Genomic DNA, 22,752 nt, shown 5'->3' with positions numbered 1-22,752 from the left:
GTGGGTCGAACGGCTCGTATCATACCGGCAGTCCGACCTTCGTCAAGTTGGCTAACCGACATAAGACCGTACAAAGCCGGGTAATGGCGCGAGTGTACGGTGCTGGCTAGCTTTCATTTTAATAACAGCTCTGCGATCTTCATGAATTCGCATGGGGCCCCTTGTTTTGTTTCAATTCCGACATGAAAAGCTGTTACTGTTCGATTTTTTCGGACCTCGGGACGCCGGAACTCGAAGCGAAACTCGCTTTTAGGGCCGGCTCACAAACCGACCGGGCGGTAGCTTGCCGCCGGGTCCGCATCGCATGACCGTCGGTGGCAGAGGCTGCCGGCATCGATATCACATCCCATGAGAAGAAATTGTATGGCTTTGCGTCGGGTGGCAACGACGCTGCTGGTGGCTGGACTGATCACCGCGCAAACTGCACACGCGCAGGTGACACTCAACTTCGTCAACGCCGACATCGACCAGGTCGCGAAGGCGATCGGCGCGGCGACCGGCAAGACGATCATCGTCGATCCGCGGGTGAAGGGGCAACTGAACCTCGTGTCCGAAAATTCGGTGCCTCAGGATCAGGCGCTCAAAACCCTGCAGTCCGCGCTGCGCATGCAGGGTTTCGCGCTCGTGCAGGATCATGGCGTGCTGAAAGTGGTGCCCGAGGCCGACGCCAAGCTGCAAGGCGTGCCGACCTACGTCGGCAACGCGCCGACGGCGCGCGGCGACCAGGTCATCACGCAGGTCTTCACGCTGAGGAATGAGTCGGCCAACAATTTGCTGCCGGTACTGCGTCCGCTGATCTCGCCGAACAACACGGTCGCGGCCTACCCCTCCAACAATACGATCGTCGTCACCGACTACGCCGACAACGTGCGGCGCATCGCCCAGATCATCGCGGGTGTCGATAGCGCGGCCGGCCAGGCGGTTGCAGTCGTGCCGCTGAAGAACGCGAATGCGATCGACATCGCGCAGCAGATGAACAAGATGCTCGATCCGGGCTCGATCGGCAGCACGGACGCGACGCTCAAGGTGTCGATCTCGTCCGATCCGCGCACCAACTCGCTGCTGATGCGCGCGTCGAACACCGCACGCCTCGCGGCGGCCAAGGAACTCGCGAAGCAGCTCGACATGCCGACCACGATGCCGGGCAACATCCACGTCGTGCCGCTACGCAATGCCGACGCGACGAAGCTCGCGCGCACGCTGCGCAGCATGCTCGGCAAGGGCGGCGGCGAGGGTTCGTCAGGCGGCGCGAACGAGGCCAACTCGTTCAACCAGAACACGAGCGGCGGCGGCGGTGGTGGTGGCGGTGGCGGTCTGTCGAACAGCGGCTATTCGACGGGCTCGTCGGGTACGCCGCCGTTGCCGTCGGGCGGCCTCGGCGGTGGCTCGATGAACTCGCCGATGGGCGGCGGCGCTTCGGGCTCGAACAGTAACACCGGCGGTTTTCTCGGCGGCGACAAGGAAAAGAGCGAGGATCAGGGCGGCGGCATGATTACCGCGGATCCCGCGACCAACTCGCTGATCATCACCGCACCCGAAGCGACGTACCGCAACTTGCGCGCGGTGATCGACCAGCTCGATGCGCGTCGCGCGCAGGTGTATATCGAGGCACTGATCGTCGAGTTGAACTCGAATACGAGCGGCAACCTCGGCATTCAGTGGCAGGTCGCGAACGGCAACCTGTTTGCCGGTACCAACCTGGCGACTGGCTCGGGCAACAGCATCATCAACCTGACGGCCGCGGCGGCCGCGGCTGGTTCGACCGGCGGTCTCGCGACGGCGCTAGGCAGCCAGGCCCTGCAACAAGGCTTGAACGTCGGCTGGATCCACAACATCTTCGGCGTGCAGGGTCTCGGCGCACTGCTGCAGGCGCTGTCGCAGACCGCAGACGCGAACGTGCTGTCCACGCCGAACCTGATCACGCTCGACAACGAAGAGGCGAAGATCATCGTCGGTACCAACGTGCCGATCCAGACCGGTTCGTACTCGAACCTGACGAGCGGCACGACGAGCGCGGCGTTCAACACGTTCGACCGGGTCGACGTCGGTCTGACGCTGCACGTGAAGCCGCAGATTACCGACGGCGGCATCCTGAAGCTGCTGCTCTACACGGAAGATTCGGCGATCGTGAACGGCACGAACAACGCGGCGACGAACCCGGCGGGCCCGGAATTCACGAAGCGTTCGATCCAGTCGACCGTGCTGTGCGATAACGGCGAGATCATCGTGCTCGGCGGCCTGATGCAGGACAACTACCAGGTCAGCAACAGCAAGGTGCCGCTGCTTGGCGACATTCCCTGGCTGGGCCAGCTGTTCCGCTCCGAGCAGAAGACGCGCAACAAGACTAACCTGATGGTGTTCCTGCGCCCGGTCATTCTCGCCGACCGCGACACCACGCAGGCCGTCACGGCGAACCGCTACGACTACATCCAGGGTGTGCAGGGCGCGTACCGTCAGGACAACAACATCATGAGGGATCGCGACGATCCGGTCGTGCCGCCGATGCCGCTCGGCCCGAGCCAGGGCGGGGTGCCGGCGATGAACCTGTTCGACCTGAACCAGATGCGCCGCCAGCAGATGATGCCGCAGCAGGCACCGCAACAGGTTCCTCAACAGGTACCGCCGCAGGCCGTGCCGCAAGCTGGCGCGCAGACCACGACCCAACCCGTGCCGCAGACGATGCCGCAAACCATGCCGCAACCGGCCGTCGTCGAGCCGGCAAGCGGCCCGGTGTCGAGCACGGTGTCGCCGGGAGCGCGTCCGTGACGCAGATGCCCGCGCAAACCGCGCCTTCGCAACGTCCGCTGAACGGCGATGCCGCGGCCGGCGAGCGCGCGGCACCGTCCCCGCTTGCCGCCCGGCTCGTGCCATACGGTTTTGCGCGCAGCGGCCAGATCCTGGTCGCGCATCAGCATGCCGATAGCCTCGAAGTCTGGATCAGCGAGCGCACGAGCGAAGCCGCGCTTGCCGAAATCGCGCGCAACTACGGCGTGGTGTCGGTTGTGCGCGTGCCCGCCGACGATCTCGCGCAGGCGATCAACCAGGCCTATGCGCGCCAGGACGGCAGCGCCGCGCAGGTGGTCGGCGAAGTCGAAGGCGAAGTCGATCTGTCGCGGCTGATGCAGGACATCCCCGAGGTCGAGGATCTGCTCGAATCGGAAGACGACGCGCCGATCATCCGTATGATCAACGCGCTGCTCACGCAAGCCGCACGCGAGCAGGCATCGGATATTCATATCGAGCCGTTCGAGAATGCGTCGGTGGTGCGTTTTCGCGTCGACGGCACGTTGCGCGACGTGGTGCGGCCTAAAAAAGCGCTGCACGGCGCGCTGATCTCGCGGATCAAGATCATGGCGCAGCTCGACATCGCGGAAAAACGTTTGCCGCAGGACGGCCGCATCACGCTGCGCGTCGGCGGTCGTCCGGTCGACGTGCGGGTATCGACGCTGCCCACCGGCCACGGCGAGCGCGCGGTGCTTCGTCTGCTCGAAAAAGACGCGGCGCGGCTCAATCTCGAAGCGCTCGGCATGGCATCCGACACGCTCCGCCAGTTCGACAAGCTGATCGGCAAGCCGCACGGCATCGTGCTCGTGACGGGTCCGACCGGCTCAGGCAAGACGACGACGCTGTATGCGTCGATGTCGCGACTGGAGACGGCAACCACCAACATCATGACGGTGGAAGACCCGATCGAATACGACCTGTCCGGCATCGGCCAGACCCAGGTCAACGAGCGGATCGGCATGAGCTTCGCGCGCGCATTGCGCTCGATTCTGCGTCAGGACCCGGACATCATCATGATCGGTGAAATCCGCGACCTCGAAACCGCGCAAATCGCGGTGCAGGCGTCGCTGACCGGCCACCTGTGCTCGCGACGCTGCACACGAACGACGCGGCATCGGCCGTCACGCGTCTGACCGACATGGGCGTCGAGCCGTATCTGCTCGCCTCGTCGCTGCTCGGCGTGCTCGCGCAGCGGCTGGTGCGGCGACTGTGCCCGGTGTGCCGCGAAGAGCGCACCGAGGAAGACGGTAGCAAGCGCTGGCATCCGGTCGGCTGCGACCGTTGTGGCCAATCCGGTTACGCGGGACGGCGCGGCGTCTACGAGCTGCTGCTGATCGACGAAACGATCCGCTCGCTGATCCACCGCAACGCGGCCGATGCCGAAATTCTCGAAGCGGGCCGCGCCCAGGGCATGCGCACGCTGCGCGAGGATTCGGAGCGCTGGCTCGCATCGGGACTGACGTCCCTCGAAGAAGTGATTCGCGTGACGGGCGGAGCATAAGCGCATGCCGGCATTCCGTTTTGAAGCGATCGACGCGGCGGGCAAGGCACAAAAAGGCGTGCTCGACGCCGACAGTGCGCGCGGCGCGCGCACCAACCTGCGTTCGCAGGGACTCACGCCGCTCGTCGTCGAACCGGCGGCGTCGCGCACGCGCGGCGAGCGCAATCAGCGGCTCGCGCTCGGGCGTCGTCTGTCGCAGCGCGAGCAGGCCATTCTGACGCGGCAGCTCGCGAGTCTGCTGATCGCGGGCCTGCCGCTCGACGAAGCGCTCTCGGTGCTGACCGAGCAGTCGGAGCGCGACTACATCCGCGAGCTGATGGCGGCGATTCGCGCCGAAGTGCTCGGCGGTCATTCGCTTGCCAACGCGCTGCAGCAGCATCCGAAGGATTTCCCCGAGATCTACCGGGCGCTCGTCGCGGCCGGCGAACACACGGGCAAGCTCGGCCTGGTGCTGTCGCGGCTCGCCGATTACATCGAGCAGCGCAATGCTTTGAAGCAAAAAATCGTGCTGGCGTTCACGTATCCGACGATCGTCACGATCATCGCGTTCGGCATCGTCACGTTCCTGCTCAGCTATGTGGTGCCGCAGGTCGTCAACGTGTTCGCGAGCACCAAGCAGCAACTGCCGTTTCTGACGATCGTGATGATGGCGCTGTCCGGTTTCGTGCGCCACTGGTGGTGGGCGATGCTGATCGGCGTGATCGTGGTCGTCTATCTGGTGCGCGCGACGCTCCGGCAACCGGGGCCGCGTCTCGCCTTCGACCGCTGGCTGCTGACCGCGCCGCTGCTCGGCAAGCTGGTGCGCGGCTATAACACCGTGCGCTTCGCCAGCACGCTCGGCATTCTGACCGCGGCGGGCGTGCCGATTCTGCGCGCGTTGCAGGCCGCGGCCGATACGCTCAGCAACAACGCGATGCGCGAGAACATCGACGATGCGATCGTGCGGGTGCGCGAAGGCACGTCGCTGTCGCGCGCGCTCGGCAACACGAAGACGTTTCCGCCGGTGCTCGTGCACCTGATCCGCTCGGGTGAAGCGACCGGCGACGTGACGACCATGCTCGATCGCGCAGCCGACGGCGAAGCGCGCGAGCTGGAGCGCCGCACGATGTTCCTGACGAGCCTGCTCGAGCCGCTGCTGATTCTGGCGATGGGGGGCGTGGTGCTCGTGATCGTGCTTGCGGTGATGCTGCCGATCATCGAACTGAACAACCTCGTGCAGTAGCTGTGGCCGTACCGCGAGGAAGGAAAAGAAAGGATTTGCGCGGCGTGCCGTATCAGCCGCGCAACCGCTTCAGGTTTCAGCGCACGTAAATGGTGGGACCGCTGGAGTTGGCGGGCAGGAAGATTTCCGAATGGGCGCCGTTGCGGTCGATGATGATCGAGCGGGCGCGAACTTCGGAGAGCCTGGTGCCTTGCATCAGCGTGCTGCCGAGCGACACCGCGTGCGGCGGCTCGCCACCGACGCTGACGATCGCCGCGGCGCCTTCGCTCAACGCGAGGATGCCGAACAGATGGATGTCCTGATTGACGTTGCGCGTGAGCTGTCCGCCGAACAGCGTCGCGGCCTGGTCGGTCGAGACCTGCGCGTGTGCGGCGGCAGCCGGTAGCGGCGCGCCGGACATCGTGGTGAGCGTGATGACCCAGTACGTGAGCGTCGCGCAGAAAACGGCGAACAGCGCGAGCGACAGGAGGCGGATTTGGATGGCGTTCATGCGCACATTGTACGGACTATTGTGAAAATTGCGGTGGGTTGAAAGCCTTCAACTGCATGACATTAAAATGACCGGCCCGGCGTATTCAATCTGACAACCCGAGCCAAAAATTTCATCTGAAAAGAGGTAGCAAGCTATGCAACTGTCGACCATTCGCCGCGCTGACAACGCGGGTTCACGCGGCCGCCGTCAACGCGGTTTCACGCTGATCGAAATCATGGTCGTGATCGCGATTCTCGGCATTCTCGCCGCGCTGATCGTGCCGAAGATCATGAGCCGTCCGGACGAAGCGCGGCGCGTCGCCGCGAAGCAGGATATCGGCACCGTGATGCAGGCGTTGAAGCTCTATCGTCTCGACAACGGCCGCTATCCGACCCAGGAGCAAGGCCTGCGCGCGCTCATCGAAAAACCGTCCACCGACCCAGTGCCGAACAACTGGAAGGACGGCGGCTATCTCGAGCGTCTGCCGAACGATCCGTGGGGCAACGCGTATCAGTATCTGAATCCGGGCGTGCACGGTGAGATCGATGTATTCAGCTACGGCGCCGATGGCAAACCGGGCGGCGAAGGCAACGATTCCGACGTCGGGTCCTGGCAATAAGCACGCTGAACAGAGCATCCGCCAGGCTCGATGATGTTCACGCACGCACCCTCGTTGGCACAGGGTTGGCCGCTGGTCTCACCGGGCGCCCTGCCCGCCACGCCGCAATTTGCATGGCGCGACGAAGCGCGCGTGTTTCACCGATGCATTGCTGTTTGAATATTCGTGGATCGTCGATGGCCGGCACTATGCGCACGTCCGCTTGCAAGTCCCCCGTGGACACCCCGTGTACGGCTTCGCGGCCGCGCTACCGGCAACGCCGCGGCCGCGCGGCTGGCTTCACGCTGCTCGAAATGATGGTCGTGCTCGTGATCGCGGGCCTGCTCGTGTCGCTGACCGCGCTTACGATGACCCGCAATCCGCGCACCGATCTGAACGAAGAAGCGCAGCGTCTCGCGCTGCTGTTCGAATCGGCTGGCGACGAAGCGCAAGTGCGCGCGCGGCCGATCGCGTGGCAGCCGTTCGAGGGCGGCTTCCGTTTCGATCAGCGCACCCAGGACGGCTGGCGTCCGCTGCGTGACGATCTGCTCGGGCCGCGTAAGTGGGAAGGCGGCGTGACCAGTGTCGCGATCAGTTACCCGGGCTCGGATTCACATGCCGATCGCATCGTATTCGGTACCGAGGCGATCGACGTGCCGGTGCAGGTCACGCTGTTTTCGGCGGCCGGACAGGCGACGATCGTCAGTACCGGCAATGGCCGCTACGAGGTGCGCTGACATGCGGATGCGTCGTTATGGCAGGCCCGCCCATGCCTCTTCTCTCTTCAACATGCGCGCTATCGCGTGCCACAACCAGCGCGGCTTCACGATGATCGAGGTGCTGGTCGCGCTCGCGATCATCGCGGTCGCGCTTGCCGCGTCGCTGCGCGCGGTCGGCAGTCTGGCGAGCGGCGAAGCCGATCTGCATCGGCGTCTGCTCGCCGGCTGGAGCGCGGACAACGCGCTCGCGGACCTGCATCTGAAGCATGCCTGGCCGAACATTGGCTCGACGAGCTTCGATTGCTCGCAAGGCAATCTGCAATTGCGCTGTACCGAGCATGTGACGGCGACGCCGAATCCGGTGTTTCGCCGTGTCGAAGTGATGGTGACGATGCCGGGGCAATCCGGCAATCTCGCCCAGATGGTCACGGTGGTCGCGAATGAAGCCAACCGCTCGCTGTGAGCGCCGCCGCCGTTACGGCGCGCGCGGCTTCACGCTGATCGAACTGCTGGTCGCGATCGCGATCCTCGCGGTGATCGCCGTGCTGTCGTGGCGCGGGCTCGATCAGATCATCCGCGCCCGCACGACGATCACGAACGCGATGGAAGACGAGCGGGTGTTCGCGCAGCTGTTCGATCAGATGCGCATCGACGCGCGGCAGGCCGCCAGCGACGACGAAGCCAGCCAGGCCGCGGTCTCGGTGTCCGGCAACACGCTGCAGATCGTGCGGCACATGGTGCTGCCGGGCGCCGCGCCGCGTCTGCAGGTGGTGCGCTATCAGATCTCGAACGGCCGCGTGGTGCGCTATGCGTCGCCGCCGATCGGCAACGTCGGCGACTTGCGGCGCGCATTGCACGGCAGCGACGAAGGCTGGAGCGCGGTGCCGCTGATGGGCGGCGTCGGCTCCATCTCGGCGCGCATGTACGTGCCGAAGCTCGGCTGGACCATCCAGATGAACGACGTGCAAACCGCGATGAACCAGGCCGTCAACAATCTGAAGGTGCCGCAGCTCGGCAACGCGCCGATGCCGCGCTCGGTGACAGGGCTCCAGGTCAGCATCGGCGCGACATCGCTCGCACGGCCGATCACGCGTGTTTTTCTGGTCGGAGAATGACATGACGTTCTCCTCGTCATTGCCGAAGAAGTCCGCATCCGCTTCGCGCGCACGTGCGCGAGAGCGGGGCGCGGCCATCATCAGCGCGCTGCTGGTCGTCGCGTTGTCGGCGATCCTCGTGTCCGGCATGTTGTGGCGCCAGCAGGTGCAGATCCGCCGCATCGAGAATCAGCGGCTGCTGTCGCAGGCGCAATGGGTCGCGCGCGGCGCGCTCGACTGGACCCGGCTGATCCTGCGCTCCGAGGGCGATACGTCGGCGGGCATCACGTATCTGGGCGGCTTGTGGGGCGTGCCGATCGCGAAAACGCGGCTGTCGGATTTTCTCGGCCAGATCGGCGAGGTGCGCGCTGAGCAAGGCGCGGCCACGTACCTGTCGGGCTCGATCGAGGACGCCCAGTCGAGATTCAATCTGCGCAATCTGGTCGCGAGTCCGGCGCCCGGCGTGACGCAAATCAGCGCCGAGCAGATGGCCGCGTATCAGCGCCTGCTGGTGTCGCTCGGCCTGAGCGGGCAGCTCGCCAAAGTGACCGCGCTGCATGTGCGCGCGGGACTGTCGCAATCGGCGACGCGCTTTCAGACCGGCACGTCGATCAGCAGCTCGCCGCAGGTCGGCGGCGGCGGTATGACGGGTGGCAGCTTCACGAACCAGCCCGGCATCGAGGACGGCGAGGACAACGTGGCGGTCGCGCCGCTGCTAATGACGGGCGTCGATTCGCTGCTCGACATTCCGGGCTACACGCCGGAGATCGTCGCAAAGCTGCGGCCGTTCGTCACCGTGCTGCCGACCGTCACCGCGATCAACATGAACACCGCGTCGGCCGAAGTGATCGCGGCGGTGGTGCCGGGCATGACCGTGTCGCAGGCGCAGGCGTTGGTCGCGCGGCGCCAGACCGTGTTTTTCCGCAACGCCGGCGACGTGCAGCTCGCGCTGACCGCCGCCGGCGTGCAATCGGCGTCGATCGATCCGAATCAGTTCGACGTCAATTCGAGCTACTTTTTAGTCCACGGCAGTGTGCAGCACGAGCGCGCCGAAGTGGATCGCACGACGCTCGTCTATCGCGATCCGCTGACTCACACTACGCGTATCGTGCGGGTACAAGACCAACTATGAATAACGCAATCCACAGAGAGAGTGGCCTTTGAGCACGCTGATCGTCCTATTGCCGCCGCGTGATCCGGCGGTGCCCTCGCAGGAGTGGCAACTGCCCGAGCTACCGTTCGTGCTGCTCGATAAGGCCGGGCGCACGCAGCGCGCCGGCCGCTCGGCGCTCGCGCTGCTGCCGCGCGCGAACACGACGGTGCTGATGGTCGCCGCGCGCGACCTGCTGCTGATGCCCGCGACGCTGCCGCCGCTGCGCGGCCCGAAGCTGCGCCAGGCGCTGCCCAATATCGTCGAGGATCAACTGATCCAGGACCCGCAGACCTGTCATATCGCGGTCGATCCGCAGGGGCTTGGGGAAGGCCGGCACCTGCTCGCGATCATCGATCGCGGCTGGTTCCGTTTCATCTGCGAGGCGTTCACGGCGGCCGGTCATCGCAGCCTGCGCGCGGTGCCGGTCACGCGTTGCCTGCCGCCGGCGCCGGTGACCGAAGCCGCCGCGAACGTCGACGAAACCGCCGAGGTGCGCGAGCCGGTGCTGGCTGGCGCGGCGAGCGTCGCGACGTCGCTGCCGGGCGTCGCGCCGGTGGTCGCGCCCGAAGCGCCGTCCATCGTGCCGATGGTGGCCGCGGTGCTCGGTGCGGTCGTGCAGACCGCGCCCGCGCTGCTGGTTGAAGGCGCGGTCGACAGCGGCGTGCCGCGCGTCGAACTGGCGATTGCGCGCGGCGTGCAGGGCGAGGGTCTCGCGGCCCCGGCCAATGCGGTGAACGCGACGCTCTCCGCGCTGGCAGGGGCGGCGCCGGTGTCGCTGTACATGCTGACCGAAGTGCCGGGTAACGAGCCCAGCCACCCGACGACGAGTCCCGCGCGGCTCGCCTCGCATATCCACGGCGCGAGTCCGCTGCCGTTCGAGCAGCTCGCGCGGCGCGCGCTCGAATGCCGCTTCGACCTGTGCCAGTTCGAATTCGCGTCGCAGCCGTGGCGCCTCGATCGCGCGACGCTGCGGCGTCTACGTCTGCCGATCCTGCTCGCGGTCGCCGCGCTGGTCGTCGCGATCATCGGCGCGAACGTGCAGTGGCTGCTGCTCGCGCGTCAGCGTGACGCGATCAACCAGCAGATGACGGAGCTGCTGCTCAACACGTTCCCGAAGACGACCGTCGTGCTCGATGCGCCCGATCAGATGGCGCGTCAGTTGCAACAGCTGCGCGTCGCGGCGGGCGAGCTCTCGCCGGAGGATTTCCTGTCGCTCGCCGACGGCCTCGCGCGCTCGTTGGCGCCGCTGCCGGTCAACGGCATCGCCGCGCTGGACTACCACGAGCACCGCCTCGACGTGACCTTCAAACCCGCGATCAAGGTCGACCCCGACTTCGCCAAGCGCCTCGCGCGCAACGGCCTGACCGGCGCGATCGACAGCAGCACCGGCAAGTGGACCATCAGGAACGGACAATGAAAGCTGAACTCGCTCAAACATGGGCTGGCTTCTGGGACCAGCGCACCGATCGCGAAAAGGCGCTGCTGACCTGGGGCGGTGCCGCGCTCGCGGTGGCGATCGCGTGGTCGGTGCTGTGGGCGCCCGCGCAGGAAGGCCGCGCGCATCTGCGTCAATCGCTGCCCAGCCTGCAGCGGCAGCTCGCGCAGATGACCGCGCAAGCGAACGAGGCGCGATCGCTGTCGGCGGCCGCGCAAGGTGTCGCACCGACCGGCGCGGCGCTGAAGGACGCGCTCTCCGCGTCGCTCGGCGAACACGGCCTCGCCGCGACGCAGGTGCAGTTCGTCGGCAACGCGGTGCAGGTGCAGATGAAAAACGTCGCGTTTCCGGCCTGGACCGCGTGGGTCGATGACGTTCGCAAGCAGTTCAAGGTGCAGGTCTCCGAGGCGCACATCACCGCGCTGAAAGACGACGGCCAGGTGGATCTGACGGTCGCGCTGCAACCGTCGACCGCGAAATAACGACGCGCCGCTCGGTACAGGATCTCGCATGAATTACTGGATGTGGCGCCTGCGTAGGGCGCTGCCGTGGCTGGTGGTCGCCGTTTTGTCGGCGGCGGCCGTGACGCTCGCGTTGCTGCCGGCCGCCTGGATTACGCCGCAATTCGCGCGGCAAACGCATGGACACGTCAATCTCGTCGACGCCGAGGGCTCGCTGTGGCACGGCTCGGCGACGCTGATGCTGGCCGCCGGCTCCGATTTGAGCGCGGCGACGCTGCTGCCTGGGCGGATCGAGTGGCGCACCGCGTTCTGGCCGCTTTTCACCGGCCGCGTGCGCATGGTCATGCGCCATAGCGACGCGATGCCCGACCCGATCACGGTCGATGTGACGCCGCGCGGCGCAACCGTCACGCCGGGCGTGCTCGCAGTGCCGGCGTCGCTGCTCGCGGGGCTGGGCGCGCCATTCAACACGCTCGATCTGCAGGGCAATGTGCAGTTGTCGTGGACCGACTGGCGCAGCTTCAACGGCGAAGCGTTCGGCCAACTGACGATGACGCTCGCCGACGTCAGCTCGCGTGTGTCGCTCGTGAAGCCGCTCGGGTCGTACCGGGTCAGGTTTCAGGCGCAAGGCAAGTCGTCGGCGCTCGATCTGAGTACGATCAAGGGCCCGTTGACGCTGACCGGCAGCGGCACGGTGTCGGCCGCATCGACATCGTTTCGTGGCACGGCGAGCGCCGCGCCGGAACAGCATGACAATCTCGCCGGCCTGCTGAATCTGCTTGGCCGGCCGAGCGGGCCGGATACGGTGGCGCTGACCTTCATGCACTGAGGTGCGCTTCGCACGCGTAGCGCGATGAAAAAAGAGGCATGGCCGCGACTCGCGGCCATGCCTCTTCTGTTTTGTGGTGATGCTGCGCGGCGGGCGCAGCGGACAACTATTTGCTTTGTACCCGCGCTTGCGGCGCGTTGCTCTGTGCGATGGACGCCGCGCCGACTGCCGGAGCCGCAGCCGCCGGAGCCGATGCCGGCAGCGGCGCGGGCGCCGCGACATCGCCGGTCTCGCGATTCATCTGCGACGCGTCCCAGCCGCCGCCGAGCGCCTTCACGAGCCCCACCGACGACACCATCCGCTGCCCGGCGATATTCTCGAGCTTCTGTTCGGCCGTGAACGCGGTGGTCTGCGCGGTCAGCACATTGACGAAGCCGACCGTACCCGCCTTGTACTCGTTCGTCACGATTGCGAGCGCCTGGCGCGCCGAGTCGACCGCCTGCCGCTGGACGACGATTTCCTGCTCGAGGATGCGCAGCGACGCGAGGTTGTCCTCGACGTCCTGGAACGCGGCGAGCACCGTCTGCCGATAGCTCGCGACATCCGCGTCATAGGTGGCGCGCGCGGCCTCGGTTTGCGCCTTGCGCAGGCCGGCGTCGAAGATCGTCCCGGCCAGTTGCGGGCCGAGCGTCCAGAAGCGCGACGGCAACGACAGCAATTGCGAGAACACCGAGTTCTCGAAGCCTCCGGTCGCCGATAGCGTGAGCGACGGGAAGAACGCGGCGATCGCCACGCCGATCTGCTCGTTGGCCGCCGCGGCCTTGCGTTCCGCCGATGCGATATCCGGCCTGCGTTCGAGCAGCGCGGACGGCATCTGCGCAGGCACGGCGGGCGGCGTCGCGGTGAGCGGCATCGGTGGCAGCGAGAACATCGACGCGGGCACGCCGATCAGCACCGCGATCGCGTGCTCGTCCTGCGCGCGCTGGATGCCGTTCTCGATCGCGGCGGCCTGCGCCGATTGCAGCTGCGTTTGCGCCTGGATCACGTCCGAGCGCGCGGCGACGCCGGCCGCGTACTGATTCTGCGTGAGCTGCAGCGAGCGCTGATAGGCGAGAACGGTGTCGTCGAGCAGCTTCTGCGTGGAGTCGAGCGCGCGCAGCAGGAAGTAGGTCTGCGCAAGCGTGGCCTGAGCGGACAGGCGCGCGTTCGCGAGGTCGGCGGCCGCGCCCTGCTGGCCGGCTTTCTGCGCGTTGACTGAGCGCGTGACCGAGCCCCACAGGTCCGGCTCCCAGCTCGCCGTCATCTGGACGTTGAAGCTGTTATTGATGCCTTCGCGACTGGTCGCCGTCGTCGCATTGCCGCCGGTTTGCGAGCCATTGCCCGAGCGGGTCGCGCCCGCCGACGCACCGATGGTCGGGAAGTACGCCGCCCGCGCTTCGCCGACGAGCGCGCGCGCCTGCCGGTAGTTCGCGGCAAATTGCGCGATGGTCTGGTTCGCGGCGTTGAGCTTGTCTTCGAGTTCGTTGAGCTTCGGGTCTTCGTAGATCGCCCACCAGTCGCCGCGGTCGTGTTGATCGGCGGGTTCCGCAACCTTCCAGCCGGGCGCGGCCTCCTTGAACGACGCGGGGATCTCGGTGGCCGGCCGCTGATAGTTCGGGCCGACCGCGCAGGCGGTGACGAGTGCCGCGCAGGCCGCGCTGACGGCAAGGGACAGGACGCGCGGCGCAAATGCCCGCGCGCGCGGGATTCGAACAGACTGCATGCAATGAATTCCTTCTGGACGCCGCGGTATGGCCGGGAACGGCGCCACCGGCCGGGCGAGATCGTGGTCTGCCGGAATGTTAGCGTATGGGCCCGCGCGAGCGCGGGAAACTGAAAGCTGGAAGGTTAATGCGATGCGGTGCGCAGGTGTGTTACTTGCGGCAACGCGATGGTTACGCGTTGTTACTGGCGCAGCGAGGGGCGGCGGGTTTGTGTGTTTGAAATAGCGAGAAAAGCGCGCGGCGAACCGGTGCGCCTTCAGAGCCTCGTTTCCGTGGACTGGGCCTGCTGGCGTTGACGCTGACGGTGACTCGCGAGCTTGCCAGCCGAGGCGCGGCACGACGCACCGCCGGATGCGAGGCAAACGTTGCCGCTGTTGGCCGTCGCGGCGACGACGTCTTCCGTCTCAATCGGCAGGCTTTTCTTCGGCAACACGATTTCGCTGCACTGGCCGAGCGCGGCCTTGCCTTTCTTCGCCCGCTTCGACTCCCGTCGATGCTCGGCCCAGGCGAGCAGCGCGACGCCCACCGACCCGCCCGGCAGCACGAACAATCCCGCGAACAGCGCGAGCTTCCACCAGCGGTGCCGGCCCTGGAAGCTATGGAGTGCGGAATCGGTCAGTGAGCGGCTGAGGCCGCCAAGCGTGTGTTTGAGGTACTGCATCGGGGGAATCCTTTGGCGCGCGTCGCGAGGCGGGCGGCGTGCGGTCGATCGGTCAGAACATGGTCTCGAATGGCGCAGGACGCGCGAAACTCATTGCTTGTCATAATATTGACTATGCAAGCAAATTTCAAGATACTGTCCCGCGCAAAAGATTCGACTGTTGTTTTTAGGTTGGCCAGGTGGCGCACCGCAAAATGTGATTTGACTTGTCTGCTTAGGCAGCTAAACTTCGTCTTGCGTGGATGTTTCGGATACCCCATGGTTGATGGCCCCTACAAAGCGGATGAAGTCGAGCTCACGAGCAGTCTTGGCTACTACCTGACGAAAGCGCGCAATGTGCTGGTCGAGCGCACGGACCGTGCGGTCAAGCCCCTCGGACTCACCGCGCAGCAGATCGGCGTGATTCTGATGCTGTCGTCGCGACGCGCGAGCACGCCTTTCGAGCTGTCGCGCGCGATGTCGTACGACAGCGGCTCAATGACGCGACTGCTCGATCGTCTGGAAAAGAAAGGCTTCGTCGTGCGCACGCGCAGCAACGACGACCGACGCATGGTGAAACTGGAGCTGACACCGCAGGGCCATGAGGCCGCACGGCAGTTGCCGAACCTAGGCGCGACCGTGCTGAACGACCAGCTGCGCGGCTTTACCGCCGAAGAACACGCGACGCTGATTCACCTGCTCGCCCGTTTCATCGCAAACGGTCCCGAGGGGGAAGCCGAAGTGGGTTGCGGTCCGGCCCCACCGTCGGACGAGCCGCGGCGATGAGCCGAAGCATGCGTCGAGGCGCGGTCGTCGTCGGATGGCGGCGGCGCTTCATCACGAAGTACTAGCAAGACAATCACAAGGCGCCTTTTCAAGGCGCCATTGTCACCAGATATCTGTCTGGGCAGAGGGTGATGCGGCATGTAAGCAGTATGTCCAGGACACCCGATAAAGCTGCCGCGACAAGCATTTGCCGCCTGAGGAGAACCCAACCTATGGATGCCACGGCTTCCAACGCCGCGCTGCCCGCAGCCGAACCGGCCCCACTCAAAGGCGGCACGCTCGCGCTGCTGACCGTCGGCCTTGCGCTCGGCACCTTCATGGAGGTGCTCGACACGTCGATTGCGAACGTCGCGGTGCCGACCATTTCTGGCAGTCTCGGTGTCGCGGCCAGTCAGGGCACCTGGGTGATCTCGTCGTATTCGGTCGCCTCGGCGATCGCCGTGCCGCTGACCGGCTGGCTCGCGCGACGCGTCGGCGAGGTACGGCTCTTCACGCTGTCGGTGCTGCTGTTCACGATCGCGTCGGCGGCCTGCGGTTTTGCGCATAACTTCGAATCGCTGATCGCCTTCCGGCTCGTGCAAGGGCTCGTGTCCGGGCCGATGGTGCCGCTGTCGCAGACGATCCTGATGCGCTCCTACCCGCCCGCGAAACGCGGTCTCGCGCTCGGCTTATGGGCGATGACCGTGATCTGCGCGCCGATCTTCGGCCCGGTGATGGGCGGCTACATCACCGATAACTTCACGTGGCCGTGGATCTTCTATATCAACGTTCCGATCGGCCTGTTCTCGGCGTTCTGCGCATATCTGCTGCTGCGTGGCCGCGAGACCCAGGCGACGCGCCAGCGCATCGACGTGGTGGGCCTCGTGCTGCTCGTGACCGGCGTGTCTTGCCTGCAGATGATGCTCGACCTCGGCAAGGACCGCGACTGGTTCAACTCGACGTTCATCGTCGCGCTCGCCGTGATCGCGCTCGTGTCGATCGCGTTCCTGCTCGTGTGGGAGTTGACCGAGGATGAACCGATCGTCGACCTGTCGCTGTTCAAGGATCGCAATTTCGCGCTTGGCGTCGTGATCATTTCGTTCGGCTTCATGGCGTTTTTCGGCTCGGTGGTGATCTTTCCGCTATGGCTGCAAACGGTGATGGGCTACACGGCGGGCCTCGCGGGTCTCGCCACGGCTCCGGTTGGACTCCTCGCGTTGTTTCTATCGCCGATGATCGGCAAGAACATGCATCGGCTGAATCTGCGCATGGTCGCGAGCTTCGCGTTCATCGTGTTCGCGATCGTGTCGTTCTGGAACTCGACGTTCACACTCGACGTGCCGTTCGGCCACGTGATCCTGCCGCGGCTCGTGCAGGGTATCGGCGTCGCATGCTTCTTCGTGCCGATGACGACGATCACGCTGTCGAGCGTGCCCGACGAGCGCCTGGCGAGCGCGTCGGGTCTGTCGAACTTTTTCCGCACGTTGTCGGGCGCGATCGGCACTGCGATCAGCACGACGTTCTGGGAAAACGACACGATCTATCACCACGCGATGCTCGCCGATACGGTCAACACGTATTCGGCCAACACCAACGCCTATACCAATGCGCTCGCGGGCGCCGGGCTGTCCGGCGACAGTCTCACCGCGCAGTTGAACCAGGTAGTGACGAGCCAGGCGTACATGATGGCCACCAACGACTTTTTCCGCATCTCGTGCGCGGCGTTTATCGTGCTGGCGTTGCTCGTGTGGATCACCAAGCCACGCAAGGGCAGCGGACCCTCGCTAGGACACTGAAGCAAGCGCGCCGCAGCGGCGAATGCATCGCCGCTGCCGCCAGCTTCAGCTATTGCGACATCGCCTCGCCATTCGGCAGCCTGCTGCTCTTTCCGGGAATCGTCTCCGGATGCGTCGTATCGGGCGCGTTCTGCGATGGCGTCGCACTACCTTGCGGCGCGCTGGCGGCTGTGCCAGTGGTGCCTCTCACATACTGCTTGAAATCCGCACCGGCTTCCCAAGGATTCGGCTTGCAGCCGAGCGAGCTGTCGCAGTGCGCGGAAAAGCCGATCGTAACGGTGCCATCGGGTTCCGAGGCACGCGTGATCTGAAACGCGAGAGCGCGCTTGCCACCGTCGGGACCGGTGGTCTGGATCAGCGAGTCGTTAGCGGTCTCGATCTTGTACTTCGAATGACTCGCGACCCACGATTGCGCCCGTTGCCACCAGAGGTCGCATTCGGCCTTGGTCGAACACGTCAATGGCTTGGTCGCGATCTGCATGACGTCCGGATTGACCTGACCCTGCGTTGAGCATCCCGCAGTCGCTGCGAGACACAGTGCGGCCAACAGAGCTTTGTTCTTCACGTCGATACCTCCCCCTGTGGAGCCTGTCATATTATTTTGGACCACCCCATCGAAGCGGTGTTTCACCCAGATCAGAGAATCGCGACGACGCGTGGAGAATTTGCCGATTGCGCGCGCTCGAAGAGCGCAATCCGTAGAGCTTACTTGCGGGTTTCGAACGACAAAGAAAAAGCGGCCACGGGGGCCGCTTGATCACATCTCGAGTTGTTGCGGTCCGAGCGCTCAGACACTGAAGCGATTGAGCGTATAGGCGCGATACGCAGCGACGAACGCGTCGAACGAACCAACTTCTTCGCGTTCGAGCTTCGCCTGTTCGTCGAGCGATCGCACCGCGAGCTCCGCAAACGCCTTGGATTGCTCGGCATCGAGCGGACGCGCGCGGAAGTACGCGGCGTGCGCTTCGCTTTGCGCGAGTCCGAACGCGAGAAAGCTTTGTTGCTGCTCACGCATCGTTTGCAGCACGCGCGCCGATGGCGTCAGCGATACGTCCGCGAGCTTCGCGCGTTGCGCGGCGACCGCGCGTGCGTGTTCGTCGCCGCCCTTCAACCTATCGAGCACGGCCGCCGCCGCGTCGATCTTCGCGAGCAATTCGTCGGCCCAGTCGGTCATCGCGATCGGCTTGCCGTCGCGAACCAGTTCGAGGCCCGGCTTGCGGCCTTCCATCGTCACGCGGCCGAAGTTCTGATTCGCTTCGGTGTACGCGGGCGGAGGCAGCGGCGCGCTGTCGTCGAGCGCGCATACGAGCAGGTAGGCATCGAGAAAGCGCGATGTTTCGAGCGAAATGCCGGTCGGCTCGAACGGATCGATGTCCATGCAACGCACTTCGACGTATTGCACGCCGCGCACGGCGAGCGCATGTAGCGGCCGCTCACCCGGATACGTGACGCGCTTCGGACGGATCGTCGAATAGAACTCGTTTTCGATCTGCAGCACGTTGGTGTTGATCTGCACCCACTCGCCGTCGCGTTGCGTACCAATCTGCTCGTAGGCGGGATATGGCTGGCTCACGGCTTTCGCGAGCGCGTCGAGATAGCCGGGCAGCGTGTCGTAGTCGGCGTGCAGCGCGGCTTGCGCGGTCGTGTTCGAATAGCCGAGATCGCTCATGCGCAGGCTCGTCGCGTACGGGCGATACAGCGTGTCGGCGTCGAACGTGTCGAGCGTGTGTTTGCGATCGCGGAGGAATCGACGATCGAGCGCCGGCGACGCGCCGAACAGATACATCAGCAGCCAGTTCGTGCGGCGGAAATTGCGGATCAGCGCGAGGTAGCGGTCGGACTGAAAGTCGACCGCGTTCGCGGTGGATTGCTGATCGGCGTGCAGCACGCGCCACACTTCTTCGTTCAGCGAATAGTTGTAGTGGATGCCCGCGATGCACTGCATAGTGCGGCCATAGCGCAGCGCGAGGCCGACCCGGTATACGTACTTCAGCTTGCCGATGTTCGACGTGCCGTAGTGCGCGATCGGAATGCCGTCGTCGGTGGCGGGCAACAGCCCCGGCATCGAGTTGTTCCACAGGATCTCGTCGCCGAGCTCCGCATAGACGAAACGATGCAGCACGTCGAGCTGCGCGAGCGTTTCAGCGGCGTCCTGCTCGGCCGGCGTGATCAGCTCGAGCAGCGCCTCGGAGTAGTCGGTCGTCAGCGACGGATGCGTGAGCGCGGAGCCGAGCGCGCGCGGGTGCGGCGTCATCGCGAGCTGGCCGTCGCGCGTGACGCGCAGGCTTTCCCTTTCGATGCCGCGCAGGCCGCGTATCAGCACATCGCGCTGCGGGCTCGAGTCGAGCACGGACAGGCGGTGCGAAAGCGCGTCGGTCGTGCCGGATGGTGTGGTGTTTGGCATTGATGCAAATCGGGCGTTGCCGGTCGCCGTGTATCGCCAGACGATTCACAGACGATACAGCGGCTGACAACGTTCGGCGGAATTTTCAGTAGCGGGCACTTTAACATCTCGCCAGAACGGCTGCTTGCGGCCGCTTCGGCGGGGTTTGAGCGCGCATGTCGGGGTCATGCTGAACTACGCCGTCGCCATCAGCACGTCGTGACGACGCTCAGCTCAACTCACCCGCCGCGCGCCGCGCCCGCCCGATCCGCTACCTCGTTCCACAGATGCATCGCGGCGTACGCGCGATACGGCCGCCATGCGTCGCTGCGGGTGCGCTGCTGTGCGGGCCGTATCAGCGAAGGATCGCGCGCACAGATCGATTGCATCAGCACGAGATCTGACGCGGGCCATGCATCGGGATCGCGCCATGCGCGCATCGCGACGTATTCGACGGTCCATGGGCCGATGCCCGCGAGCGCGAGCAACGCGGCGCGCAGGCTCGCGGCGTCGACGGTGTCGCTGCTGTCGAGCGGCACGTCGCCGCTCGCGACCGCGCGCGCGAAACCCTGCAACGCGGCGACGCGTTTGCCGGGCATGCCGATTTGCGCGAGATCGACTTCGGCTAGCGCGGCCGGCGTCGGAAAACGCCACGCGGTGTTCTCATGCGGATGGCCGTCGATGCGTTGGCCCGCGCGCTGCACGAGCCGTCCGATGATGGTCGTCGCGGCCTTCACGCTGACCTGCTGACCGACGATCGCACGCACCACCAGTTCGAAGCCGGACCACGCGCCCGGCACCCGCAGGCCAGGCACCGCCGCGACGAGCGGCGCGAGCCACGGGTCCGCGGCGAGTCCGGCGGCGATCTTCTTCGGATCGGCGCGCAGATCGAACATCTTCGCGATCGGCGCGGCGAGCGCGTCGGCATGCCGGCTCGCCGGCCCTTCGATGCTCGCGACGATGCAGCGCTTGCGCGGATGCAAGCGCACGCTGAGTGTGCCGCTGTCGCCGTCCCAGTCGATCGCGCGACGATACGCGCCATCCTCGACGGCTTCTACGCCGGGCGTCGCGCGGCCGCTGAAAAAACGCAGCAGCCGCGGCCAGTCGAACGGTGCGTTGAACGGTAATTCGAGAGTTGCGATGTCGTTAAGCGTGCTCAAGCGGCGTGATCCAGTTTGGAGTGGCGGGAATCGGCATCGGTGCGGCTTGCGTGGCCGCGCGGCGCGTCGTCGGCTGGAGTGCCGCCTGCGTGCTGCGCCTCATTGTCGAGCAACGCGGCCTTGCGCGTCAGCCCCCAGCGATAGCCGGCGAGCGCCCCGCCCTTCTGCACGACGCGATGGCAAGGAATCGCGAGCGCGACCGGATTGGTCGCGCATGCGCTCGCGACGGCGCGCACCGCGCGCGGCGAGCCGACCGCCTCGGCGATCTGCGAGTAGCTGCGCGTTTCGCCGTACGGGATGCGTCGCAAAGCATCCCAGACGCGCTGCTTGAACGCGGTCGACGCGATATCGAGCGGCAGGTCGAAGTCCTGGCGCGTGCCGCGCAGATACGCGTCGATCTGCGCGATGAACGGCGCGAGCCGCCCGGCGTCTTCGCGTAGCTCGGCGTTCGAGAACTCGCCGCGCAATTCGTCGATCAGCAGCGTGGTGTCGTCGCCGAAACCGATCTTGCAGATGCCCTTATCGGTCGCCGCGACGAGCACGAAGCCGAGCGAGGTCGGCGCGCTCGCATAGCGCACCGTGAGGCCGGCGCCCTTGCGGCGGTAAGCGGACGGCGCCATGCCGAGCTCGGCCGGCGCGCTGTCGTACATGCGCGATGGCGAGCCGAAACCGGCGTCGAGTGTCGCGCGCGTGACATCGGCGCCGCCCTGCAGCGCATCGCGAAGCGCGGCACCGCGCTGTGCCGCCTGGTACTGACGCGGCGACACGCCGACCACGCGCTTGAACAGGCGCTGCAAATGGAACGGGCTCACGTGCACGGCGTCGCTCAGTTGCGAGAGCGTGAGACGCTGCTGCGGATCGGCGTCGAGCGCGGCGCATGCCCTCGCGACGATGTCGAGCTCGCGTGGCAGGCCGCCGGGCTGGCAGCGCTTGCAATCGCGAAAGCCCGCGGCGCGCGCGGCGGCGGCATCGGTGAAGAAGGCGACGTTTTCGCGGCGCGGCTGGCGCGATGCGCACGACGGCCGGCAGAACACGCCGGTCGTTCGGACCGCGTAGAAGAACGCGCCGTCGGCATCCTGGTCGCGGTGGGTGACGGCGTCCCAGCGCTCGTCGTCGGTGCGCCACTGGGCCGCGTCGACGTCAGCGGCGGTGCGCATCGGGGTGGAATTGCGAGTGGTGGCGTTCATGATGTCCTGGGGCCCGGATGGGCAGTCAGTGTCGATGCTCATCAATCTAGGCCCGTTCGCTACACAGTACGCGCCGGTTCTTGCTCTGTCATTCGGACGCGCTTGACCTTACGCGTAGTGGGGTCAAACCGGGCAAACCGCGGTCCGAAGCACCGCGGAACGCCCCGCGGCCGGGCGTTTTGCCTCAAAGTGCGACAATTTCGCACGATGTCGGGTTTTCCCTTAAAAAGTTATTGCGTCGCACCAAGCCGGTGTGTATATTAGTACCTGTCTCCTCCATGTCTCCTCCTGATATGGATTCAGCCCGCTCCATTTGAGCGGGCTTTTTTTTGCCCGCCGATCCGCCCCCGCCCTTTCTCCTACACTTCCTAATCGGTTCTCCGAACTAGCGAAAGGGCGTTCCACATGAAAATCCACATTCGCGAGATCGACCACGTCGTGATCCGGGCGACGCACGTCGACACCCTCGCGCGCTTTTACTGCGACGTACTCGGTTGCAGCCTTGAAAAGGAGCAGCGCGAACTCGGCCTCACGCAACTGCGCGCGGGCCGATCGCTGATCGATCTGCTGCAGGTCGGCGCTAAGCTCGATCGGGCGGAAAACGGTGAGGCGGGCACCGGGCGCAATATGGATCACCTATGTCTGCGCGTCGAGTCGTTCGACGCCGACGCGCTGAAGGCGCATCTGAGCGCGCATGGCGCGCGGCTCGGCGAACAAGGGGTGCGTTATGGCGCGGACGGGTTCGGACCGTCGCTGTATCTGTTCGACCCGGAGGGCAACATGGTCGAACTGAAGGGGCCGCCCGAGGCGGCGCGAGTCACGTCGCTTTGAAAGCGAAAACGAAACTGCT

At 65.7% G+C, this 22,752-nt stretch carries 20 protein-coding genes and 1 pseudogene; 14 read left to right on the top strand and 7 right to left on the bottom strand.

Going from position 1 to position 22,752, the window contains the following annotated elements; genetic code table 11:
* Positions 1-363 precede the first annotated feature (363 nt).
* From gspD to gspF, 3 genes and pseudogenes are all read left to right on the top strand, one after another.
* Positions 364-2,766, top strand: a complete 2,403-nt coding sequence (gspD, locus tag AB3X89_RS20285) for a type II secretion system secretin GspD (protein WP_368584847.1) — start codon at positions 364-366, stop codon at positions 2,764-2,766.
* A 5-nt stretch (positions 2,767-2,771) separates the two neighbouring features.
* Positions 2,772-4,285: pseudogene (gspE, locus tag AB3X89_RS20280) on the top strand (type II secretion system ATPase GspE).
* A 4-nt stretch (positions 4,286-4,289) separates the two neighbouring features.
* Positions 4,290-5,507 carry a type II secretion system inner membrane protein GspF gene (gspF, locus tag AB3X89_RS20275; protein ID WP_176380597.1) on the top strand — a complete coding sequence of 406 codons (1,218 nt, stop codon included), beginning with the start codon at positions 4,290-4,292 and terminating at the stop codon, positions 5,505-5,507.
* Between the two features lie 76 nt (positions 5,508-5,583).
* On the opposite strand, the gene AB3X89_RS20270 is transcribed toward gspF, so the two are convergent.
* Complete coding sequence (locus AB3X89_RS20270) at positions 5,584-5,997, bottom strand: type II secretion system protein N (protein WP_368584846.1); 414 nt, start codon at positions 5,995-5,997, stop codon at positions 5,584-5,586.
* A gap of 136 nt (positions 5,998-6,133) precedes the next feature.
* Here AB3X89_RS20270 and gspG point away from each other — a divergent pair, with 136 nt between their 5' ends.
* The 8 genes from gspG to AB3X89_RS20230 all read left to right on the top strand — a co-directional run bounded on the left by gspG (position 6,134) and on the right by AB3X89_RS20230 (position 12,268).
* Positions 6,134-6,598, top strand: a complete 465-nt coding sequence (gspG, locus tag AB3X89_RS20265; RefSeq protein ID WP_013090996.1) for a type II secretion system major pseudopilin GspG — start codon at positions 6,134-6,136, stop codon at positions 6,596-6,598.
* A 176-nt stretch (positions 6,599-6,774) separates the two neighbouring features.
* Entirely contained in the window at positions 6,775-7,314 is a 540-nt protein-coding gene (locus tag AB3X89_RS20260) for a GspH/FimT family pseudopilin (protein ID WP_368584845.1), read from the top strand.
* A gap of 52 nt (positions 7,315-7,366) precedes the next feature.
* Entirely contained in the window at positions 7,367-7,759 is a 393-nt protein-coding gene (gene gspI, locus AB3X89_RS20255) for a type II secretion system minor pseudopilin GspI (protein WP_368584884.1), read from the top strand.
* Positions 7,737-8,411 carry a type II secretion system protein J gene (locus AB3X89_RS20250; RefSeq protein WP_368584844.1) on the top strand — a complete coding sequence of 225 codons (675 nt, stop codon included), beginning with the start codon at positions 7,737-7,739 and terminating at the stop codon, positions 8,409-8,411. Before gspI ends, AB3X89_RS20250 begins: the two co-directional genes overlap by 23 nt.
* 1 nt (position 8,412) lies before the next feature.
* A complete protein-coding gene (gene gspK / locus AB3X89_RS20245) occupies positions 8,413-9,522 on the top strand; it encodes a type II secretion system minor pseudopilin GspK (protein WP_368584843.1) in 1,110 nt (369 codons plus the stop codon).
* A 28-nt stretch (positions 9,523-9,550) separates the two neighbouring features.
* Positions 9,551-10,960: a type II secretion system protein GspL gene (gene gspL / locus AB3X89_RS20240; RefSeq protein ID WP_368584842.1), complete on the top strand. Its 1,410-nt coding sequence runs from the start codon at positions 9,551-9,553 to the stop codon at positions 10,958-10,960.
* Positions 10,957-11,460 carry a type II secretion system protein M gene (locus tag AB3X89_RS20235; protein WP_368584841.1) on the top strand — a complete coding sequence of 168 codons (504 nt, stop codon included), beginning with the start codon at positions 10,957-10,959 and terminating at the stop codon, positions 11,458-11,460. The genes gspL and AB3X89_RS20235 overlap by 4 nt, the downstream gene beginning before the upstream one ends.
* 28 nt (positions 11,461-11,488) lie before the next feature.
* A complete protein-coding gene (locus tag AB3X89_RS20230; RefSeq protein WP_368584840.1) occupies positions 11,489-12,268 on the top strand; it encodes a type II secretion system protein N in 780 nt (259 codons plus the stop codon).
* A 106-nt stretch (positions 12,269-12,374) separates the two neighbouring features.
* Here the strand turns inward: AB3X89_RS20230 and AB3X89_RS20225 are convergent, their stop codons facing one another.
* Both AB3X89_RS20225 and AB3X89_RS20220 read right to left on the bottom strand, forming a co-directional pair.
* Positions 12,375-13,970, bottom strand: a complete 1,596-nt coding sequence (locus AB3X89_RS20225) for an efflux transporter outer membrane subunit (protein WP_368584839.1) — start codon at positions 13,968-13,970, stop codon at positions 12,375-12,377.
* A 257-nt stretch (positions 13,971-14,227) separates the two neighbouring features.
* Positions 14,228-14,632: a hypothetical protein gene (locus tag AB3X89_RS20220; RefSeq protein WP_368584838.1), complete on the bottom strand. Its 405-nt coding sequence runs from the start codon at positions 14,630-14,632 to the stop codon at positions 14,228-14,230.
* Between the two features lie 258 nt (positions 14,633-14,890).
* Between AB3X89_RS20220 and AB3X89_RS20215 the strand changes: the two genes are divergently transcribed.
* Positions 14,891-15,397 carry a MarR family winged helix-turn-helix transcriptional regulator gene (locus AB3X89_RS20215; protein ID WP_368584837.1) on the top strand — a complete coding sequence of 169 codons (507 nt, stop codon included), beginning with the start codon at positions 14,891-14,893 and terminating at the stop codon, positions 15,395-15,397.
* 212 nt (positions 15,398-15,609) lie between these two features.
* The gene (locus tag AB3X89_RS20210; RefSeq protein ID WP_368584836.1) at positions 15,610-17,172 is read left to right on the top strand and encodes a DHA2 family efflux MFS transporter permease subunit; all 1,563 of its coding nucleotides are present in this window, start codon (positions 15,610-15,612) and stop codon (positions 17,170-17,172) included.
* Positions 17,173-17,221: 49 nt separating this feature from the next.
* On the opposite strand, the gene AB3X89_RS20205 is transcribed toward AB3X89_RS20210, so the two are convergent.
* The 4 genes from AB3X89_RS20205 to ada all read right to left on the bottom strand — a co-directional run bounded on the left by AB3X89_RS20205 (position 17,222) and on the right by ada (position 21,872).
* Positions 17,222-17,737: a hypothetical protein gene (locus tag AB3X89_RS20205; protein ID WP_368584835.1), complete on the bottom strand. Its 516-nt coding sequence runs from the start codon at positions 17,735-17,737 to the stop codon at positions 17,222-17,224.
* Between the two features lie 222 nt (positions 17,738-17,959).
* On the bottom strand, positions 17,960-19,576 hold the full coding sequence (gshA, locus tag AB3X89_RS20200; RefSeq protein ID WP_368584834.1) for a glutamate--cysteine ligase: 1,617 nt from the start codon (positions 19,574-19,576) through the stop codon (positions 17,960-17,962).
* A gap of 218 nt (positions 19,577-19,794) precedes the next feature.
* The gene (locus AB3X89_RS20195; protein ID WP_368584833.1) at positions 19,795-20,715 is read right to left on the bottom strand and encodes a DNA-3-methyladenine glycosylase; all 921 of its coding nucleotides are present in this window, start codon (positions 20,713-20,715) and stop codon (positions 19,795-19,797) included.
* Positions 20,712-21,872, bottom strand: a complete 1,161-nt coding sequence (ada, locus tag AB3X89_RS20190; protein WP_368584883.1) for a bifunctional DNA-binding transcriptional regulator/O6-methylguanine-DNA methyltransferase Ada — start codon at positions 21,870-21,872, stop codon at positions 20,712-20,714. Before ada ends, AB3X89_RS20195 begins: the two co-directional genes overlap by 4 nt.
* A gap of 435 nt (positions 21,873-22,307) precedes the next feature.
* Here ada and AB3X89_RS20185 point away from each other — a divergent pair, with 435 nt between their 5' ends.
* On the top strand, positions 22,308-22,733 hold the full coding sequence (locus AB3X89_RS20185; protein ID WP_368584832.1) for a VOC family protein: 426 nt from the start codon (positions 22,308-22,310) through the stop codon (positions 22,731-22,733).
* Positions 22,734-22,752: the final 19 nt, after the last annotated feature.

Origin of the sequence: Paraburkholderia sp. BR14320 (assembly GCF_040948665.1) — a bacterium.
Taxonomy (GTDB): domain Bacteria; phylum Pseudomonadota; class Gammaproteobacteria; order Burkholderiales; family Burkholderiaceae; genus Paraburkholderia; species Paraburkholderia youngii.
Note: the sequence above shows the minus strand (reverse complement) of the source record. Positions and strands in the feature narration are given on the sequence as shown.

Coding starts and splice junctions, on each gene's coding strand:
- AB3X89_RS20260 (WP_368584845.1), top strand. CDS start 6,775: ATGGCCGGCACTATGCGCACGTCCGCTTGCAAGTCCCCCGTGGACACC.
- gspG (WP_013090996.1), top strand. CDS start 6,134: ATGCAACTGTCGACCATTCGCCGCGCTGACAACGCGGGTTCACGCGGC.
- AB3X89_RS20185 (WP_368584832.1), top strand. CDS start 22,308: ATGAAAATCCACATTCGCGAGATCGACCACGTCGTGATCCGGGCGACG.
- AB3X89_RS20215 (WP_368584837.1), top strand. CDS start 14,891: ATGGTTGATGGCCCCTACAAAGCGGATGAAGTCGAGCTCACGAGCAGT.
- AB3X89_RS20220 (WP_368584838.1), bottom strand. CDS start 14,632: ATGCAGTACCTCAAACACACGCTTGGCGGCCTCAGCCGCTCACTGACC.
- gspI (WP_368584884.1), top strand. CDS start 7,367: ATGCGCGCTATCGCGTGCCACAACCAGCGCGGCTTCACGATGATCGAG.
- gspD (WP_368584847.1), top strand. CDS start 364: ATGGCTTTGCGTCGGGTGGCAACGACGCTGCTGGTGGCTGGACTGATC.
- AB3X89_RS20225 (WP_368584839.1), bottom strand. CDS start 13,970: ATGCAGTCTGTTCGAATCCCGCGCGCGCGGGCATTTGCGCCGCGCGTC.
- AB3X89_RS20270 (WP_368584846.1), bottom strand. CDS start 5,997: ATGAACGCCATCCAAATCCGCCTCCTGTCGCTCGCGCTGTTCGCCGTT.
- ada (WP_368584883.1), bottom strand. CDS start 21,872: ATGCGCACCGCCGCTGACGTCGACGCGGCCCAGTGGCGCACCGACGAC.
- gspK (WP_368584843.1), top strand. CDS start 8,413: ATGACGTTCTCCTCGTCATTGCCGAAGAAGTCCGCATCCGCTTCGCGC.
- AB3X89_RS20250 (WP_368584844.1), top strand. CDS start 7,737: ATGAAGCCAACCGCTCGCTGTGAGCGCCGCCGCCGTTACGGCGCGCGC.
- gspF (WP_176380597.1), top strand. CDS start 4,290: ATGCCGGCATTCCGTTTTGAAGCGATCGACGCGGCGGGCAAGGCACAA.
- gshA (WP_368584834.1), bottom strand. CDS start 19,576: ATGCCAAACACCACACCATCCGGCACGACCGACGCGCTTTCGCACCGC.
- AB3X89_RS20210 (WP_368584836.1), top strand. CDS start 15,610: ATGGATGCCACGGCTTCCAACGCCGCGCTGCCCGCAGCCGAACCGGCC.
- AB3X89_RS20235 (WP_368584841.1), top strand. CDS start 10,957: ATGAAAGCTGAACTCGCTCAAACATGGGCTGGCTTCTGGGACCAGCGC.
- AB3X89_RS20230 (WP_368584840.1), top strand. CDS start 11,489: ATGAATTACTGGATGTGGCGCCTGCGTAGGGCGCTGCCGTGGCTGGTG.